The following is a 15,287-nucleotide window of genomic DNA, read 5'->3' as shown; positions in this document are numbered from 1 at the left end:
CGCGGTTTCTCTGTGTGTGGAGAGAACTTAACAGCCACGGCTCGGGTCGTGGCGGGCGCTGCTTATGTCCTCCGGCCGGCGCGCGGGCCGGCCGGCGCCCCCCCCCCCACCCCGGAGGCGCCAGGAGCGGCTCAGCCGCCGTCGACGCTGTATCGGCTGGTGATCGCGACGCGGTTGAAAGCGTTCATGACGGTGGCCAGCCAGGCAACTGCGGAAATCTGCTCCTCGGTGAGCACGGCGGCGGCAGCACCGTAATCGTCATCGCTGACGTGCCCCTGCGACACGCGCGTGATGACCTCTGTCAGTCGTAGGGCCGCGCGTTCGGTCTCGGAGAAGTAGCCGGTCTCCTCCCAGGCGGGCAGTACGGCGATCCGGTCCGAGTTCTCGCCCCTCTTGAGCGCGTCGCGGGTGTGCATCCTGAGGCAGAAGGCGCAGCCGTTGATCTGGGAGACACGAATCTTCAACAACTCGACCAGGAGGGGGTCGAGCCCGGCAACGGCAGCACTCTCCTCCGCTGCCGCGGACAAGGCAATGAGGGCCTTGTAACTGGCCGGGTGCTGCTTTCCGATGTTTACGCGCTGCTTCTCGGTCATGAATTCCTCTTACTTTCGGGAAAGGCGGTGGTGGGCAATGATGTCCGGCGAATCCCGCCGCCTATTCGCATGACGATCACGAATGCACCTCCGCTCGGCCTTCCGTGACACGGATGATCGTCTTGCCGCGAGTACGTCGTTCTGGGGCGAACGCGGCGGGTGCCTCGGCCAGCGGGCGCACGGCACCGACGAGGGGCTTGAGTCGCCCGTCCCGCAGTCGCTGGGCGAGGTGGGCGAGCCGTGCACGGTCGGGTTCGACGACGAAGAAGACGGACCGCCCGTCCTTTGGCTGGATGGTCGGCGGGTGGGCGATGGTGACGAGCGTGCCGCCGGCGCGGACAAGAGCAGTGGAACGGTCGAGGGTCTCGCCGCCGATCACATCGAAGACGACGTCGACCTCGCCGACGTCCTCCAGCTTGTCGGCCTGAAGGTCGAGGAACGTGTCCGCGCCGAGGCCGAGGGCCGTGCCCCGGTCAGCGGCCCGGCCGGTGCCGATGACCCGGGCCCCCACCTCGCGGGCGAGCTGCACCACGATCGAACCGACCCCTCCCGCGGCACCGTGGACCAGGACGGTCTGGCCGGTGGTGAGGCGAGCATGGTCGAACAGGCCCTGCCATGCGGTGAGCCCCGAGATCGGCAGTGCGGCGGCCACGGTGTGGTCGACGTCCGCCGGAAGCGGAGCGAGGTTGCGGGCCTCCACCGCCGTGTACTCGGCCAGGGAGCCGTTGCGGGTCCAATCGACCAGTCCGAACACCCTTTGGCCGACGGTCAGGCCGGTGGTGCCGTATCCCAACTCGACAACGACCCCGGACAGTTCATGGCCGGGCACGCTGGGGGTGCGGTCACGGCCGGCGCGGTCGGCCCACGTTCCCGGCCACTCAAGCTCTCCGGGGGTGAAGCCGGCGGCATGGACCCGCACAATAACGTCGTTCTCGGCCGCGTGGGGGTAGGGCATGTCCGTCAGGGCGAGTCCACCGACGCCGGCATCACGATCTCGCACGGTGATGGCTTGCATAACAGTCCTCCTGTGGGGGATTTTCGGATTTGAACACGCGGGATCACCGGTACGCACGAGATGCGGAGAGCGACGCATTGCCGATCCGAATCCCATGCGTGCAGCGCCACCGGAAAGTCCTGCCGTCGCGTGAAACGGGTTGTCGACGTTCACAAGACATCCACCGTCTCCGACCCGACGGCCGCTTTCCGACGGCATGTTGTCTTCACGACCGCGGCGTGGCGGCAGAGAAACGCTGCATTCCTTGCCGCTCTTGCCGGTTTCACGGCCGTGTCAATCGGGTCCAGGCGGGAGACACCAGCGCAGAGGAGATCCGGGTGTGGCTCCGTTGCTTGGCAGGGCTCGTACCGGCCACTGAGAGCCTCCTTCGTCACTCCGGCTTCGCGTTCTCGTCAGGGAGACGAGGCAGCCCTCCGAGGTGTGACGGCTCAGAGGTGCGAAAGTTTCTCCGGGTTGATGACCCTGCGGTACTCGGTGATGACGCCGTCCGTGATCTGCAGCGTGTCGACGGAGTAGACGCGGCCCTCGCGGCGGAAGAGGAGTGCGAGCTCACCGCCGACCTCGACGACGTCGATACGGTCCGGACGCCACTGGCGGCCCCCCCGCACCATCACCTCGGCGACGCGCAGCCCACCGTGGATGAGCTTGCGGGCCGCAGCGATCTTGCCGCCGCCGTCGGTGACGTAGACGGCATCGGGGTGCAGGAGCCTGACCAGCCCAGCCAGATCTCCGGCTTCGTACGCGGCACGAAAGACCGCGAGCACGCGTTCGCGCTCCGCCCTGGGCGCTCGCGGCGCGGCCTGCCTCGCCTTGGCCACTCGTCGCCGTGCCCGTGACGCGTACTGTCGGGCGGCCGGCACCGAAGCGCCCAGCACGTCGGCGATCCGGCCGAAGTCGAGGCCGAAGACATCATGCAGAACGAAAGCCACGCGCTCCGGCGGGCTCAGTTCCTCCATGATCAGGAGCATTGCCGTTCCGACGGATTCGTCGACGAGTACTGCTTCCGACGCATCCGGACCCGTCAGCAGCGGCTCCGGCAGCCAGGGCCCCACGTAGGTCTCTCTGCGCATGCGGGCGGACTTGAGGATGTCGTACGACCGTCGCGCGGCCACCGTGACCAGCCAAGCTCGAAAATCGCTGACGCCTCTGAGATCCGCTCCGGCTGCTCTCAGCCACACGTCCTGGGTCACGTCCTCGGCGTCGGCCACACTCCCCAGCAGTCGGTACGCCGCTCCGAAGACCGCAGGCCGGTGGGCCTCCCACTCGGTCTCGAGCAGGTCTCCCGGCTCACCCGGCCCAGGCGCGTGCGGCATACCCATGCAGACGTAACCTCCCTCACTTCCGGATCCAGATTAGTCATCTGTCTCACGCCGGGAGGTCCTGGCCAGCGGGGGGGGAGCAGCGAAGGCAGCCAGCGGCAGGATCCTGCACCGCCGGGGACAGGTTGGCCAGCCGCTACAGAAACCGCCGGTTTGATCTGTTCCGGCGGCGGATCCGGGCACCGCACGCATCCGTGCCCGCGCCCATCCGAAACCAAACCTTTGATGGAGACCATACCTCAATGGGAGTTACAGATTCGTTTTGAGGTATGGTATAGGATATTGTCATGGTTGCAGAAAAACGCCCGGCGAGCGCTGACCAGAACCCACCGATGAACATTCTTGACGCGCTCTGCCCGAGCCGTGACGTGTTCGTGGACCTGGCGGACAAGTGGGTTCTGCTCATGCTGGTGAGCCTTCGCGAACTCGGCGTCCAGCGCTACTCCGAGCTGCAGCGGTCCCTTGGCAACATCAGCCGCAAGATGCTGTCCCAGACCCTGCGAACCCTGGAACGGGACGGCCTCGTCCTGCGCAGCGTCGACCCCAACATGGCTCCGCCTCTGGTGCTGTACGGGCTGACCGAGCTCGGCCGTGAGGTCGCCGAGGAAACACGGACCCTGTGCACCTGGACCGAGAAGCGGGCCGCCACGGTCCACGAAGCCCGCGCCGCCTACGACCGCCGCCAGACCGCCGGCCAAGAAGGCTGAGGCCGCAGCGCGTACGCTGTTGGGCCGCCACCTTGGCCACGAGCACCCACCAGGGTCTGCCCGACGGATCATTGCCCCACGGCAAGCCCTCATTGACCAGCGTGCGATCACGCAGAAAGGCCAGCCCCCGTGGGCTGGCCGCGCCGGCCGACACCGCCTGCTGCATCAGCTGGAGGGCGCGGCGCTGAACGCCGAACTGCCGGTCGGAGTGGTGGGCGATCAGCCATGCTGCGCGCGGCCTCCTCGCCGACCAGTTCTGCCGTCGGCCAGCCGTACTCGTCCATGATCTCGCCGAGTCGGTCACCGTGCCGTGCGGTCAGCCGGCGCCACGCCAACTGCTCGGCCGGGTCATCGCTGTTCGCGCGGACCGAGGGCTGGTGATCGGCCGCAGCCATGTCCGTGAGTTCCACTGCCGGCGCGGCAAGAGGCGCCCCGGGAGCGTCCAAGTCCCTCATCGGGCCGGTGCTGCCGGGGCGTGCGTCTTCTCCCGGCACCCGCGGGGATCTCCTGCGGGCCCCGGTGGCATGCTGATGGGCTCGGCATGAGGTGGAATCCACACTCACCATGGACCAGTCGATGCGGCCTTCCGCGTCGGCGTCGGCCAGGACGGCCGCGTAGATCTTGTCCCATGTGCCGTCCGTCGACCAGCATCTGTGCCGCCCGCACACGGTCTTCCACTTGCCGAACCGTGCAGGCGGGTCCCGCCACGGCACCCCGGTGCGGTGCCGGAAGAGGATCCCGTTTGTCACTCTGCGATGGATCGCCTGACGCCTACCTCGCTGACCGGACATCGGCAGATACGGACACAGCCGCGCCCGTTCATTGTTCGTGAGATCTCCCCGGCCCATGAACATGCCAACGACTCGAACCCGTGGCGGTTACATGATCCGTCGGACAGGCCCTAGTGCTGACCAGTCGGCTGACGGCCAGGAGCCGACTCTGAACTCCGCTGCTGCGGGGAGGTTCAGCTGGTCAAAGTGGCCTGGTGGAAATACATGCGCCAGCCAGTCTCCGTCAGCCGCCACAAGGAACTGCGCCAGGCGCGACGCCCCTGGTTGTCGGCGAAATACGTCAGATGAACGATGCCCGGAGCAAGAACGACCCCGGACATCTCGCTGACCTTCACCGGAGACTCCGATGACACCGTTCCGGCGCTTGTGACCGCGAGGATCGACTCCACGTCCCACCGACGCCCCGACGCCCCGAACTCGGTGAACTCCGGGTCCAGAAGCTCCAGCACAAGGGCTGAAGAAGCACGCACCTCGGGATCAAGCAGTCGCAATTCTCCATCGATGGCTGCTTGCACCGCGCGCTCGCCGTCGTCAGTCATGCCGGAACCCTACGGCCTCGGGCGTGGAGGTAAGTACGCATACTCAGGACGGGGCAAGGGGTCGCTCTTATCGTGAGCTTGACCTTGGAATGAGGGGGACAGAGGTGCGGGAGGGATTCATGGGAACGGGTCGGTTCGGGACGGCTCGACGGTGCGGGTCCGGGCGGCGCGGCAGGAGTGCCGTGACGGCGACTCTGGTCGTACTCACGACGTTGTCGCTCGGCGCCTGTGGCACAGAGCGCGTGGCGACGGGGACGACGGGGCCGACTGGGCCGACTGGGCCGACTGGGCCGACTGGGCAGACAGGGCAGACAGGGCAGACGACCAGCGGGACCAAGACCAAGGGGACCGGAACAACCCCGAGCCCGTCCATGGGGTCCCCCTACGTGGAGCCGGGGGCCGGTGACGGCGCCCCTCACTATCGCGAGAACAACGGCTTCCGGATCTCGGGCGACATGTCCGCCGCGAGCGCCAAGGACGCCCAGCGGGAGGCCGATCGCATCGAGCCGGCGCTCAAGCGGCTGTGGCAGCAAGGGATGTGGGACCCGAAGACGGTCCGCGCCGCGATGCTCAAGCTCGGCTACCAGGAGGAGCGTTTCGACGCCAAGGGGAAGCTGCTCGGCGGGACACTGCGGGTCGAGCCGATGGACTCGCGTTTCAAGGACGGCCGGGAGGTCAGGCCCGAGGGCGCACTGGTGGGCCTGCGCGTCCACACCGATGCCTGTGTCACCGCGTTCGTGCAGAAGACCAATTACCAGGTGTCAACTCATGGTCCCTACCCGGAGACGGGCTGCTTCGAGCCGCCGGCCGGTCACTGAGAGCCGGGCCGTTCCCGAACAGGTACCGAGACGTGGCGCCGCATGCCCTACGTGCAGTGCAGCCGCGAGGGTTTCGAGGCCCGCCGCCGCAGGCGGATCAGCGAGACCCTCGCTTCGTACACCTGCCCCTCCGGACCTGCTCCCCTACTGCGCGGGCCGGGTCCATCGGGTATCCCTGCCGGTCAGGGCCAGTGCGCGGTCGAACAGGGGCGCGTGGGCGTCTTGCGGCACCTCCTCGCCGAGAAGGCCCAAGCCGCGCATGCGGGGTGCCTCACGCGTGTAGATGTCGAACGCCGTCTTGGCCAAGGACGCGGGGACCTCAAGACGCTGACCGGTGGCCACCGACACGTCCCAGGCATGAATGGTGAATTCGGCGATGAGGATCTCCCCCAGCGCAGTGGCGGGCATGGGCGGCCCGCCCAGCGCGGCCTCCCCCTCCCACGCCGCCGACGCGGACCACGCGGTGACCGCCGGCCCTGCCTTGCCGGCCAGCAGAACAGCCCAGTCGAAATCCGGGCGTTCGGCTAGGAAAGGCACCGGGTTGGCGGTCAGCAGGCTGGGGTCCACTGCCGTCCGGGCGCCCACGTCCCGTGTCAACAGGAGCATCATGGCGATGTGATTGACGAGATCCTTCACCGTGAACTCCGCGCACGGGGTCGGATCGCCGTACCGGTCCGCCGGCGCGCCGTCGACGGCGGCCACGACCAGATCGATACTCCGCGCCAGCTGCTCCGTCCTCGTCGGAGACATCATGCGGCATCCCTTCTTCTGACGCCCCAGACCGGGGCGAACGGTCCTTATGGATGGTCTGTTGGGCGGGGCCGTCTGCTGCGAGCCGGCCGGCTCCATGGCGGCTGCCGCAGGCTCAGTGGCCGCCCTCGGCAGGCAAGCGCCTCAGTCGATGAAGACACTCCAAGCAACGGCGTTGAGGTTGTCGGCGAGGAAGACGTCGGTGCCCCCCAGGCGCTTGTCCCAGGACGGCATCAGCTCTGCCCGCGAGCGACGACCGCGTCCATCCACACCTTCAGCTCGGCCTGCTTGTTGTTCTCCGGCACCTTGGCGGCGGCAGCGGCCTCCTTCAGATCGACCGCCTGCAGCGCCTCCGTCGCGGTCCTGCGCAGGTCGTTGATGTACTCGCGGTTCGTCGCCACATCGTCGGGCGTGCTGTACAGCGCCATGTGGCCGGTCACGACCGTCTCGAAGTCGTACTCCGGCATCTGGTCCATCGCGTCGTGGTACGCGGGCAACACGTCCCGTCGATGTCCAGCGCCTTGTGCGGACCGCTGAAGGTCACGTTCGGCAGCGGACGACGGTCGTCGTGCGCCTCCTCCATGAACTGGCCGGTCAGATCATGGGCGATGATCTGTAGGCCGTCCCGGTTGACCAGATGAGCCGCGCCGATGTGGTCGGCGTGCGCATGGCTGTAGATCAGGTGCGTGAGCGGCTTGGAGGTGATCGACTCGATCGCCGGCAGCAGCGCGTCACCCGGAGCCGGAGGAGCGTCCAACAGGACGACACCGTTCTTGGTCTCCAGGAACATCGTGTTGATCACGCCCTGCGTGACGCCGTAGGCACCGCCGCCCAGATCGTTCACGACGAACCCGACTCCGGGATCTCCGGACCCAGGGCGAACTCGGGCATGGGCTTGAACTCGGTCATGACGATCTCCGATTCTTCTGTGCCGCCCATCGGGTGGGCGAGCGGAACCGTTGGTCTCTAATATAGACCAGAACTCTTTTGGGAATCTAGTACGCGATGGGGTTCATGCGTCGGCCGGCGCACCTGGCACCACACACCGCAGATCAGGAACGAGGGCCCAGGAACGAGGGCCCAGGAACGGCAGCCCCGGGACGGCCGCACAGGGCGAGACCGACCCGGTCTCATCGCCGGAGCACGCACACGCCGTGCGGGCTGGGAGCGTCAGAGGACGGCGTCGGCCTGCGCCGGCTCAGGAGCGGCCGGAAGCGGTACGTCTTCCGGGGCGGCAGCCTGGTGGCGCCGGGTCAGACGGCGGTCCAGCAGGGTGGTGCCCATGGCGCCGACCGCGAACGCGGCGCCGATCCACGCCGTACCTGCCAGCCCCAGCCCGGTGCCGATGACAAGACCCGACACCAGGGGCGCGGCGGCGATGCCGATGTTGAAGGCCGCGATGTTCACCGCGCCCCCCAGCGTCCGGGTCTCCCCCAGGATCGAGAACACCCTGGCGTTGACCGCGGGAGTGACGGAGAACTCGGCCGCACCCAGCAGCACCACGAGCGGGATAGCGGCCCACGCACTGCCCGCGGTGACCGCGAGGACGGCCGCGACCACGGCGAAGGAGCCCATACCGGAGAGCAGGAGGGCGAAGGGAGCCCGGTCGGCGGTACGTCCCCCCACGGTCAGACCGGCCAGTGCACCCACGCCGTAGATCCCCAGCACGACAGGGACCAGGCCCTCGCTGAGCCCCGTGACGTCCTGAAGGAGGGCACCGAGGTAGGCAAAAATCGCGAAGTTGGCGGCCACGGACAAAGCGGTGGTGCCATAGGCGACCCATAGCCGCGGCACCCGTAGCGAACGCAACTCCGCACTGAGGACAGGCTGTTCTCCCGCGACCCCACGGCCGCCGGGCAGAACGATCATCAGTGCGACCGCGGAGAGGGCGGTCAGCGCGGCCACGGCCCAGAAGGCCGCCTGCCACCCGGCATGCTGCGCCAGCACCGTACCGGCCGGAACACCGACGATCGTGGCCACACTCAGTCCCGAGACGACCACGGACACCGCCCGGCCTCGCTGGGAGGCGTCCACGAGCGACACGGCCGCGACCGAGGCCAAGGCCCAGAACCCGGCGTACGCCATCGCCGATACCACCCGCATCGCCAGCAGGAACCCGAAACTCGGCATCAGCGCGGTAGCGACATGAGCAGCGATGAAAACGAGCTGGAAACCGACGAGCGCGGCACGGCGCGGCATCCTCAGCGTGACCAGACCCAGCAGGGGCGCTCCGACGAGCATGCCGACGGCGAAGGCGGACACCAGCAGCCCGGCGGAGGCGAGAGGGACGCCAAGATCATGGGAAATGGAGGGCAGCACCCCGGAGAGCATGAACTCCGACGTGCCCTGGGCGAAGATTCCCAGGCCCAGGACGTAGATGACAAGAGGCATGATTCAGCTACTCCGAAGAAGGGGGGTCGAAAGAAGGAAAGCCAGCCGCTCCTGCTCCACCGCCGATGCCCCCACGCGTGGGACTCACATACAGGTGACTCCCACGTGAGACACACCCACACATGGGATGCACACACATATAGAAGTCACATACAGGTGCGGGCTCAGCACAGACAGATGAGGGCTCCGCTTCAGCCGTAGAGCATCAGTGAGCCTTTTCCAACCTCAGCCTGGTACGACTAGGGTGCGTTTCAAATGTGCTGGTCATAGCCATTCGTTGATGGCTGCGACCAGCACGGTCGCCTCGTAGCGGACCGCCAACTTGTCGTACCTTGTGGCCACCGCTCGGTGCCTCTTGAGGCGATTGATCCCGCACTCCACCGCGTGGCGCTCCTTGTAGTCGGCCGGGTCAAACTTCGGCGGCCGGCCCCCGTGGGAACCTCGCTTCTTGCGGTTGGCGATCTGGTCGCGCTTCTCCGGGATCGTGCAGCGGATGCCCCGCTTGCGCAGATAGCCGCGGTTCGCGCGGGAGCCGTACGCCCTGTCGGCGCGAACCTTGTCGGGCCGGGTGCGTGGGCGGCCCAACCCGAGCCTGGGCACCCGGATACGTCCCAGGACCACCTGGAACTGCGGGGAGTCACCGCGCTGTCCGGCCGTGATCACCAGCGACATCGGCTTCTGGCCCTGCTCGACCGCCAGGTGGAGCTTGGTGGTCAGCCCGCCCCGGGAGCGTCCGAGCCCGTGGTCGTCAGGCTCGGTGAAGACACCCCCTGGCGGCTCGACCTGCAGAGCCCCTTTTTGCGGGCACCCGCCGCATACTGGTGGGCGCGGGCGATGGTCGAGTCCACCGAGACGTCCCAGGTGATCAGCCCCTGGGCGTCGGCCCGGGCCTGCAGCTGCTCGAAGATGCGGTGCCAGGTACCGTCGCGCTGCCAACGCCGGAACAGACCGTAGATGGTCTGCCACGGGCCATACCGCTCGGGCACGTCCCGCCAGGGAGTACCAGCGCGGGTGCGCCAGCGTATGCCCTCTATCAACTGCCGCTTCGTGTGCACCGGCGGTCGTCCGGGCTTCTTCCCGACCGGGAGCAGCGGCTCCAGCTTCGCCCACTGCGCATTCGTCAGATCGTGCCTCCCCACGAAGTGGATCTTGACACATCAAGATCCACTTCTGAAACGCACCCTAGTTCGAGGGCGAGGGCAGCTGTGACCAGCTCGATGTCCTGTAGCCAGTCGGGGTGGGTAAACATGAGGCGGGCGAGGTGGCGCGGGGCGATCACCGGGCGGTCGCTTTCGATGAGGCCCTGATTGCGCTGGGCGATACCGGCGCTGAAAACCACGGCGGCCCCGATGGCGGGGACAACGCGCCCGGCGACGGTGCCGAACCCGGCACGGCAGGGAACCTCTCAGGCCGGCTGCTGAGGCAGCCGCGTCTCTACGCCGAGCCGACTGCGTCTTTTGGGGCGGGTGCGCAGAGGCGGCGGGCGGCTTCGACGATGACGGCCCGGTGCTCGGCCAGCCGTTCCGGCCGGTAGGGGTCGGCGCCGTCGACAGCCGTGAGGAGATCTCGCGGTGCGAGAACCCAGCTCTGCGTGAGCCCGGTGATGAGGACGAGCAGGTCTGTCGACGGCAGCTGCCCGGCGGCCGAGTCCGCGGTCATACGGGCCATCTTCTCGTTGTAGACGTCCGCCGCGTCGGGGCCCAGCTCAGGCCGTTCCATCTGGCGCCACAGATGCATGCGCAGCGCGGCAGGGCGCCTGGTCAGGTAGTCGAACATGCGGCCCGCGTATCCCGGCAAGTCGTCCTCGGTGAGCGGCACCGCGTCGTTCAGTTCGCTGATGACCTTGTGCAGGGCGGCGGCGAACAAGAGCTCTTTGTTGGTGTAGTACACGTAAATGGACCGCTTGTTGGCGCCCGCGGCCTCGGCGATGCGCTCGATACGGGCGCCGGCGAAGCCGTACGTGCTGAACTCCTCGATGGCCGCCCCGAGGATCTTTGCGCGGGTTGCTGCGGAGTCGTAGGGCATGGCAGCAGCCTAAGGTAAACAACTGGTTATTGACAAATTCCGGACCCCGTGCCTAGATGGTAAACATCCAGTTATTTTCATTACTGGCCGTAGCGGAAGGTATGTCATGAGTGCTTCCACGCCCTCTTCGCCCGTGTTCGAGCGGGACCTGTTCATCAACAACACCTGGCGTCCCGGCTCCTCGGGCGAGCGCATTCCGGTCGTCGACCCGGCGACCGAGAAGGAGATCGGATCAGCTGCCGCGGCGGCCTTCGAGGACATCGACGCGGCCGTCGCCGCGGCCCGTACCGCCTTCGACTCCGGTCCGTGGCCGCGGCTGACCCTGCAGGAGCGTGCCGAGATCCTGACGAGGTTCGCCGACGAACTGGAGAAGGACGTCGATCCGGTCACCGAGGTGCTGGTCGCCGAGACCGGCCTGACCGTCGGGCAGAGCCGCGGCGGGGCCCTGACCATGCCCGGCCTGCTGCGCTACTACGCCTCCCTGGCGGACACGACGGAGCTGACCGAACTGCGCACCGGCCTGTCGGGGGTCAGCGCCCGCATCGAGAAGCGGCCGGTGGGCGTCGTGGCGGCCATCGTCCCCTGGAACGCCCCGCTCGCGCTTGCCGCGTTCAAGCTTCCGCAGGCCCTGCTGGCCGGCTGCACCGTCATCATGAAGCCGTCGGAGGACACTCCCCTGAGCGCGGGCTACTTCGCCGACGCCGCGCTGCGGGCAGGGCTGCCCGCCGGCGTGCTGAACATCGTCAACGCCCTGCCCGCGGGCGGCGACTACTTGGTGCGCCACCCCGGCGTCGACAAGATCACTTTCACGGGCAGCACCGTGGTCGGGCGTCGCATCGCCGCCGCTGCCGCCGACACCCTCAAGCAGCTGACGCTCGAGCTCGGGGGCAAGTCGCCGGCACTCGTGCTGGACGACGCCGATCTGGACCGCATCGTGGAGACCCTGGTGCCGGGTGTCACCGGGAACAACGGGGAAAGCTGCACCAATCCCAGCAGGCTGATCGTGCCCGAGCGGCGTCACGACGAGATCGTCGGCGCCCTCGCCGAGGCGTTCGCCAAGCTGACCGTCGGCGATCCCCGCGACCCGTCCACCGATGTGGGGGCGATGGTCACCCGCAAGCACTACGAGCGGGTCCTGGGCTACCTCGCCTCCGCGGAGAAGGAAGGCGGCACCTTCGCCGTCGGCGGCGGCCGGGCCCCCGGCCACGACGTCGGCTACTACATCGCCCCCACGATCATCACCGGTGTGTCCCCGGATGCCAAGGTCGCACAGGAGGAGATCTTCGGGCCCGTGCTGACCGTCCTGACCTACCGGGACGAGGAAGAGGCCATCCGCATCGCCAACCACACCGAGTTCGGCCTGTCCGGCGCCGTCTACAGCACCGACACCGAGCACGCCCTGCGAGTGGCTCAGCAGATCCACGCCGGCACCGTGAACCTGAACAACGGCATCACCGTCGACATCGGCGTGCCGTTCGGCGGCGTCAAGCAGTCCGGCTACGGCCGCGAACTGGGCCCCGAGGGCCTGGACGCCTTCTTCAACACACACGTCATCTTCCTCAACGGAGAACCCCTGCGCGTGATCAAGGGCTAGCAGCAGCAAGGTCCGGTCCGGTCCGCCGTGGCGGACCGGACCGTTCCCCTCCCACCGCGCAGACGTCACCCACTTGGACAACAGTCATGCGAATCGCAACTCCGTTCACGGCCTCAAGCACCGCCATGGACGTCATCGCCGGCGTCGACCTCACCGGCCGGGCAATGATCGTCACCGGTGCCTCCTCGGGCATCGGCGTCGAAACCGCTCGCGCCCTCGCGGCCGGCGGAGCTCACCTCACTCTCGCCGTCCGCGACCTGGACGCCGGACAGCGCACTGCCGACGACATCGCAGCCACCACCGGCAACGACCGCGTCCGCGTCCGCAGACTCGACCTCACCGACCTGGACTCCATCGACGCATTCGCCGCCGGATGGAACGGCCCGCTGCACGCCCTCATCCACAACGCCGGCGTCATGGAGACACCGCAGCGGTACACCCGCTACGGCTGGGAACTCCAGTTCGCCACCAATCATCTGGGGCACTTCGCCCTGACCCTGGCCCTCCACGACGCCCTCGCCGAAGCGGCGACCACCACCGGCGAGGCACGCATCGTCGCCGTCAGCTCCAGCGGCCACGGCAGCTCACCCGTCCGCTTCGACGACCTGTTCTTCCGCCGCCGCCCCTATGACCCCGGGGACGCCTACGGACAGTCCAAGACCGCCCAGATCCTCTTCGCTGTAGAAGCCACCCGCCGCTGGGCCCAGCACGGCATCACCACCAACGCGCTGATGCCCGGTGGCATCTGGACCAACCTGCAACGGCATTGGGACCCTGACCGGCGTGCGCGGCTCAAGGCCGCCATCCCCGGCAAGACGCCCCAGCAGGGAGCCGCCACCAGCGTGCTCCTGGCCGCCTCCCCCCGGCTCCAAGGCATCAGCGGCCGCTACTTCGACGACTGCAAAGAGGCCGAACCCGTCGAAGAAATCATCGACGGACTGCACGGGGTACACGCATGGGCCCTCGACAAGGACGCGGCCCGGCGCCTGTGGGACGTCTCGACCGCCCTCATCGACGCAGCCCGATGATGCCCCGCCACGCCCACGAGCCACCCGAAACAGGCTTCCCGTCCGCCTCATGGCGGCAGGCCACCGTCTCCGCCACCCCGGTTGACGCCGGCGCCAGGGCCGGTGAAGACCAGATCACGCCCAGCCGCAGCGCTGGAGTGGACAGAACCGGGCCGAACGGGCGGACAAAGACGTTGTAGCTCCTGCGGGAACAGGCTGACCTTGCACGGCTGCCCCTGTACAAAGTCCATCGCCGTTCAGTCACCCAGCCAACCCAACCTCCCTGTCAGGAAGGTTGCGGCCGTCGAACTGTACGATGCGGCGCAGCTCCTGGTAGACGGGTTCAAGACCGAGCTCACCCACGCCCTGCCAGGAGCTTCATCGTGCTGGTCCACCCGTCCGCGATCGACCTGTCCAGTTCGACCCTTCGGTTCCTGTACCGGCGTCTGGGTGAGCGGCGAAAGCAGCTGCGGACACGCTGGCGACAGCTGTCGACGGGACGTCAGGCCCTGCTCACCCTGGCCCACCTGCGTCGGGGCGACACCTACAGCCAACTGGCCGCAACATTCAGGGTGGGCATCGCCACCGTCCACCGCTACATCCGCGAGGCGGTCGAGGTCCTGGCCGCCCTCGCCCCCACTCTGCAGCAAGCGAGCGACCCCTTCGACAGGACCCCCGCTTCCCCCGCACTTCACGAGAGAATGAGGCAGCACGGTCGAGTGGTTCCGTCGCGCGAAGTGGCTGGCCACACTGAGCCTTTGCCAACTTGAGGCGTGATCAGGTCAGTTGGTTCGACATATGAGTGAAGCCCCTGGTAGACGGGTTCACGACCAAGATCACCCGGTACCCACCAGAGGCTTCACGTGCTTGTGTACCCGTGCGGGCTGGACGTGTCCAGTCGATCCCTGACCTTCCTCGCCGCTCGTCTGCGAGAACACCGTCGTCGGATCGGAAGCCGCTGGCGCCGGCTCCCGGTCGGCCGTCAAGCCCTGCTGGTATTGGCGCATCTGCGCAATGGGGCCACGTACGCCCAGCTCGCAGCGGGTTTCGAGATCGGGACGAGCACGGTCTACCGCTACATCAGCGAGGCCGTCGACCTGCTGGCCGCACTCGCACCGACCCTCGACGAGGCCGTCCGAGCTGCTTCGGTGAAGGCTTACGTCCTGCTCGACGGGACCCTCCTGCCGATCGACCGGATCGCCGCCGACCGGCCCTTCTTCTCCGGTAAGCACAAGAAGCACGGCATGAACGTGCAGGTCATCGCCGATCCGTTCGGTCGGCTGCTGTGGGCCTCACCCGCACTGCCAGGGGCCATCCACGACGTTCGCGCAGCGCGCGAACACGGCATCATCGACGCCCTCGACCAGGCCCACATCCCCTGCTGGGCGGATAAGGGCTACCGGGGCGCCCGCGGCACGGTCCGGGTTCCGTTCCGCGGCCGATGGGAGACGCTTTCCCGCGGTCAGCAGGCCGTGAACCGATCCCAGGCGAAGATCCGCGCCCTCGTCGAACAAGCCGTGGCCACCCTCAAGTCCTGGCGGCTACTCCGCAAACTTCGCTGCTCGACCACCCGCATCACGGGCCTCGTCCAGGCCGTACTCACCCTGCATCACGCCAGCTCAACCGCAGGTCGAAAAAGCCTCAGTGACGGCGACGCTGCCATCCCGTTCCGCAATCCAGGGTCGCGTCCCGAACGCCGCCGCGGGCGCCCCGCGCGCGCCTTACCGAACCTAGGACT

General features: G+C 67.8%; 14 protein-coding genes and 4 pseudogenes. 6 read left to right on the top strand and 12 right to left on the bottom strand.

Translation table 11 applies throughout. The features are described 5' to 3' along the window. Window positions 1–131: 131 nt before the first annotated feature. The 3 genes from AB0L95_RS26935 to sigJ form a co-directional block, all read right to left on the bottom strand. Window positions 132–593: a carboxymuconolactone decarboxylase family protein gene (locus AB0L95_RS26935; RefSeq protein WP_365165460.1), complete on the bottom strand. Its 462-nt coding sequence runs from the start codon at window positions 591–593 to the stop codon at window positions 132–134. A 76-nt stretch (window positions 594–669) separates the two neighbouring features. After that, a complete protein-coding gene (locus AB0L95_RS26930; RefSeq protein ID WP_365165457.1) occupies window positions 670–1,608 on the bottom strand; it encodes an NADP-dependent oxidoreductase in 939 nt (312 codons plus the stop codon). 428 nt (window positions 1,609–2,036) lie between these two features. Then, complete coding sequence (gene sigJ / locus AB0L95_RS26925) at window positions 2,037–2,927, bottom strand: RNA polymerase sigma factor SigJ (protein ID WP_365165455.1); 891 nt, start codon at window positions 2,925–2,927, stop codon at window positions 2,037–2,039. A gap of 332 nt (window positions 2,928–3,259) precedes the next feature. On the opposite strand from sigJ, the gene AB0L95_RS26920 reads away from it, so the two are divergent. Beyond that, window positions 3,260–3,634: a helix-turn-helix domain-containing protein gene (locus AB0L95_RS26920; protein ID WP_365165453.1), complete on the top strand. Its 375-nt coding sequence runs from the start codon at window positions 3,260–3,262 to the stop codon at window positions 3,632–3,634. Between the two features lie 85 nt (window positions 3,635–3,719). Here the strand turns inward: AB0L95_RS26920 and AB0L95_RS26915 are convergent. The 3 genes and pseudogenes from AB0L95_RS26915 to AB0L95_RS26905 form a co-directional block, all read right to left on the bottom strand. After that, a pseudogene (locus tag AB0L95_RS26915) lies at window positions 3,720–4,089 on the bottom strand (DUF6624 domain-containing protein); the annotation flags it as partial. Then, window positions 4,064–4,482, bottom strand: a pseudogene (locus tag AB0L95_RS26910) (IS5 family transposase); the annotation flags it as partial. The pseudogenes AB0L95_RS26910 and AB0L95_RS26915, both read right to left, overlap by 26 nt. Before the next feature lie 116 nt (window positions 4,483–4,598). Continuing rightward, on the bottom strand, window positions 4,599–4,964 hold the full coding sequence (locus tag AB0L95_RS26905) for a DUF4440 domain-containing protein (RefSeq protein WP_365165452.1): 366 nt from the start codon (window positions 4,962–4,964) through the stop codon (window positions 4,599–4,601). Between the two features lie 371 nt (window positions 4,965–5,335). On the opposite strand from AB0L95_RS26905, the gene AB0L95_RS26900 reads away from it, so the two are divergent. Beyond that, window positions 5,336–5,782: a hypothetical protein gene (locus AB0L95_RS26900; protein ID WP_365165451.1), complete on the top strand. Its 447-nt coding sequence runs from the start codon at window positions 5,336–5,338 to the stop codon at window positions 5,780–5,782. A gap of 144 nt (window positions 5,783–5,926) precedes the next feature. On the opposite strand, the gene AB0L95_RS26895 is transcribed toward AB0L95_RS26900, so the two are convergent. The 6 genes from AB0L95_RS26895 to AB0L95_RS26870 form a co-directional block, all read right to left on the bottom strand. Further along, window positions 5,927–6,532, bottom strand: coding sequence for a TIGR03086 family metal-binding protein (locus AB0L95_RS26895; protein ID WP_365165481.1), 606 nt, complete (start codon window positions 6,530–6,532; stop codon window positions 5,927–5,929). A gap of 233 nt (window positions 6,533–6,765) precedes the next feature. After that, window positions 6,766–7,008, bottom strand: coding sequence for a hypothetical protein (locus tag AB0L95_RS26890; protein ID WP_365165450.1), 243 nt, complete (start codon window positions 7,006–7,008; stop codon window positions 6,766–6,768). Further along, window positions 6,969–7,376, bottom strand: coding sequence for an MBL fold metallo-hydrolase (locus tag AB0L95_RS26885; protein WP_365165449.1), 408 nt, complete (start codon window positions 7,374–7,376; stop codon window positions 6,969–6,971). The genes AB0L95_RS26890 and AB0L95_RS26885 overlap by 40 nt, the downstream gene beginning before the upstream one ends. Before the next feature lie 326 nt (window positions 7,377–7,702). Continuing rightward, window positions 7,703–8,923 (bottom strand): Cmx/CmrA family chloramphenicol efflux MFS transporter, encoded by a 1,221-nt coding sequence (locus AB0L95_RS26880; RefSeq protein ID WP_365165447.1) that lies wholly within the window; start codon window positions 8,921–8,923, stop codon window positions 7,703–7,705. 264 nt (window positions 8,924–9,187) lie between these two features. Beyond that, window positions 9,188–10,062 (bottom strand): IS5 family transposase gene (locus AB0L95_RS26875; protein ID WP_365165445.1). Its coding sequence is split into 2 segments (ribosomal slippage): window positions 9,188–9,715 and window positions 9,718–10,062, totalling 873 coding nucleotides; the frame shifts between segments, so codons are not numbered across the junction. 295 nt (window positions 10,063–10,357) lie between these two features. Continuing rightward, window positions 10,358–10,948 (bottom strand): TetR family transcriptional regulator, encoded by a 591-nt coding sequence (locus tag AB0L95_RS26870; protein ID WP_365165442.1) that lies wholly within the window; start codon window positions 10,946–10,948, stop codon window positions 10,358–10,360. 106 nt (window positions 10,949–11,054) lie between these two features. Here AB0L95_RS26870 and AB0L95_RS26865 point away from each other — a divergent pair, with 106 nt between their 5' ends. The 4 genes and pseudogenes from AB0L95_RS26865 to AB0L95_RS26850 form a co-directional block, all read left to right on the top strand. Further along, entirely contained in the window at window positions 11,055–12,542 is a 1,488-nt protein-coding gene (locus AB0L95_RS26865) for an aldehyde dehydrogenase (protein WP_365165439.1), read from the top strand. Between the two features lie 86 nt (window positions 12,543–12,628). Then, entirely contained in the window at window positions 12,629–13,570 is a 942-nt protein-coding gene (locus AB0L95_RS26860) for an SDR family NAD(P)-dependent oxidoreductase (RefSeq protein WP_365165437.1), read from the top strand. A 362-nt stretch (window positions 13,571–13,932) separates the two neighbouring features. Then, window positions 13,933–14,202 (top strand): annotated as a pseudogene (locus AB0L95_RS26855) (transposase family protein); the annotation flags it as partial. Window positions 14,203–14,412: 210 nt separating this feature from the next. Continuing rightward, a pseudogene (locus AB0L95_RS26850) lies at window positions 14,413–15,171 on the top strand (IS5 family transposase); the annotation flags it as partial. Between the last annotated feature and the right edge of the window lie 116 nt (window positions 15,172–15,287).

The sequence above is a fragment of the Streptomyces sp. NPDC052036 genome (genome assembly GCF_040680495.1).
Taxonomy (GTDB): domain Bacteria; phylum Actinomycetota; class Actinomycetes; order Streptomycetales; family Streptomycetaceae; genus Streptomyces.
Note: the sequence above shows the minus strand (reverse complement) of the source record. Positions and strands in the feature narration are given on the sequence as shown.

Excerpts from the sequence above, each read along its gene's own strand:
- AB0L95_RS26935 (WP_365165460.1), bottom strand. The coding sequence starts at position 593 with ATGACCGAGAAGCAGCGCGTAAACATCGGAAAGCAGCACCCGGCCAGT.
- AB0L95_RS26870 (WP_365165442.1), bottom strand. The coding sequence starts at position 10,948 with ATGCCCTACGACTCCGCAGCAACCCGCGCAAAGATCCTCGGGGCGGCC.
- AB0L95_RS26860 (WP_365165437.1), top strand. The coding sequence starts at position 12,629 with ATGCGAATCGCAACTCCGTTCACGGCCTCAAGCACCGCCATGGACGTC.
- AB0L95_RS26930 (WP_365165457.1), bottom strand. The coding sequence starts at position 1,608 with ATGCAAGCCATCACCGTGCGAGATCGTGATGCCGGCGTCGGTGGACTC.
- AB0L95_RS26920 (WP_365165453.1), top strand. The coding sequence starts at position 3,260 with ATGAACATTCTTGACGCGCTCTGCCCGAGCCGTGACGTGTTCGTGGAC.
- AB0L95_RS26890 (WP_365165450.1), bottom strand. The coding sequence starts at position 7,008 with ATGGACCAGATGCCGGAGTACGACTTCGAGACGGTCGTGACCGGCCAC.
- sigJ (WP_365165455.1), bottom strand. The coding sequence starts at position 2,927 with ATGGGTATGCCGCACGCGCCTGGGCCGGGTGAGCCGGGAGACCTGCTC.
- AB0L95_RS26905 (WP_365165452.1), bottom strand. The coding sequence starts at position 4,964 with ATGACTGACGACGGCGAGCGCGCGGTGCAAGCAGCCATCGATGGAGAA.
- AB0L95_RS26865 (WP_365165439.1), top strand. The coding sequence starts at position 11,055 with ATGAGTGCTTCCACGCCCTCTTCGCCCGTGTTCGAGCGGGACCTGTTC.
- AB0L95_RS26895 (WP_365165481.1), bottom strand. The coding sequence starts at position 6,532 with ATGTCTCCGACGAGGACGGAGCAGCTGGCGCGGAGTATCGATCTGGTC.
- AB0L95_RS26900 (WP_365165451.1), top strand. The coding sequence starts at position 5,336 with ATGGGGTCCCCCTACGTGGAGCCGGGGGCCGGTGACGGCGCCCCTCAC.
- AB0L95_RS26880 (WP_365165447.1), bottom strand. The coding sequence starts at position 8,923 with ATGCCTCTTGTCATCTACGTCCTGGGCCTGGGAATCTTCGCCCAGGGC.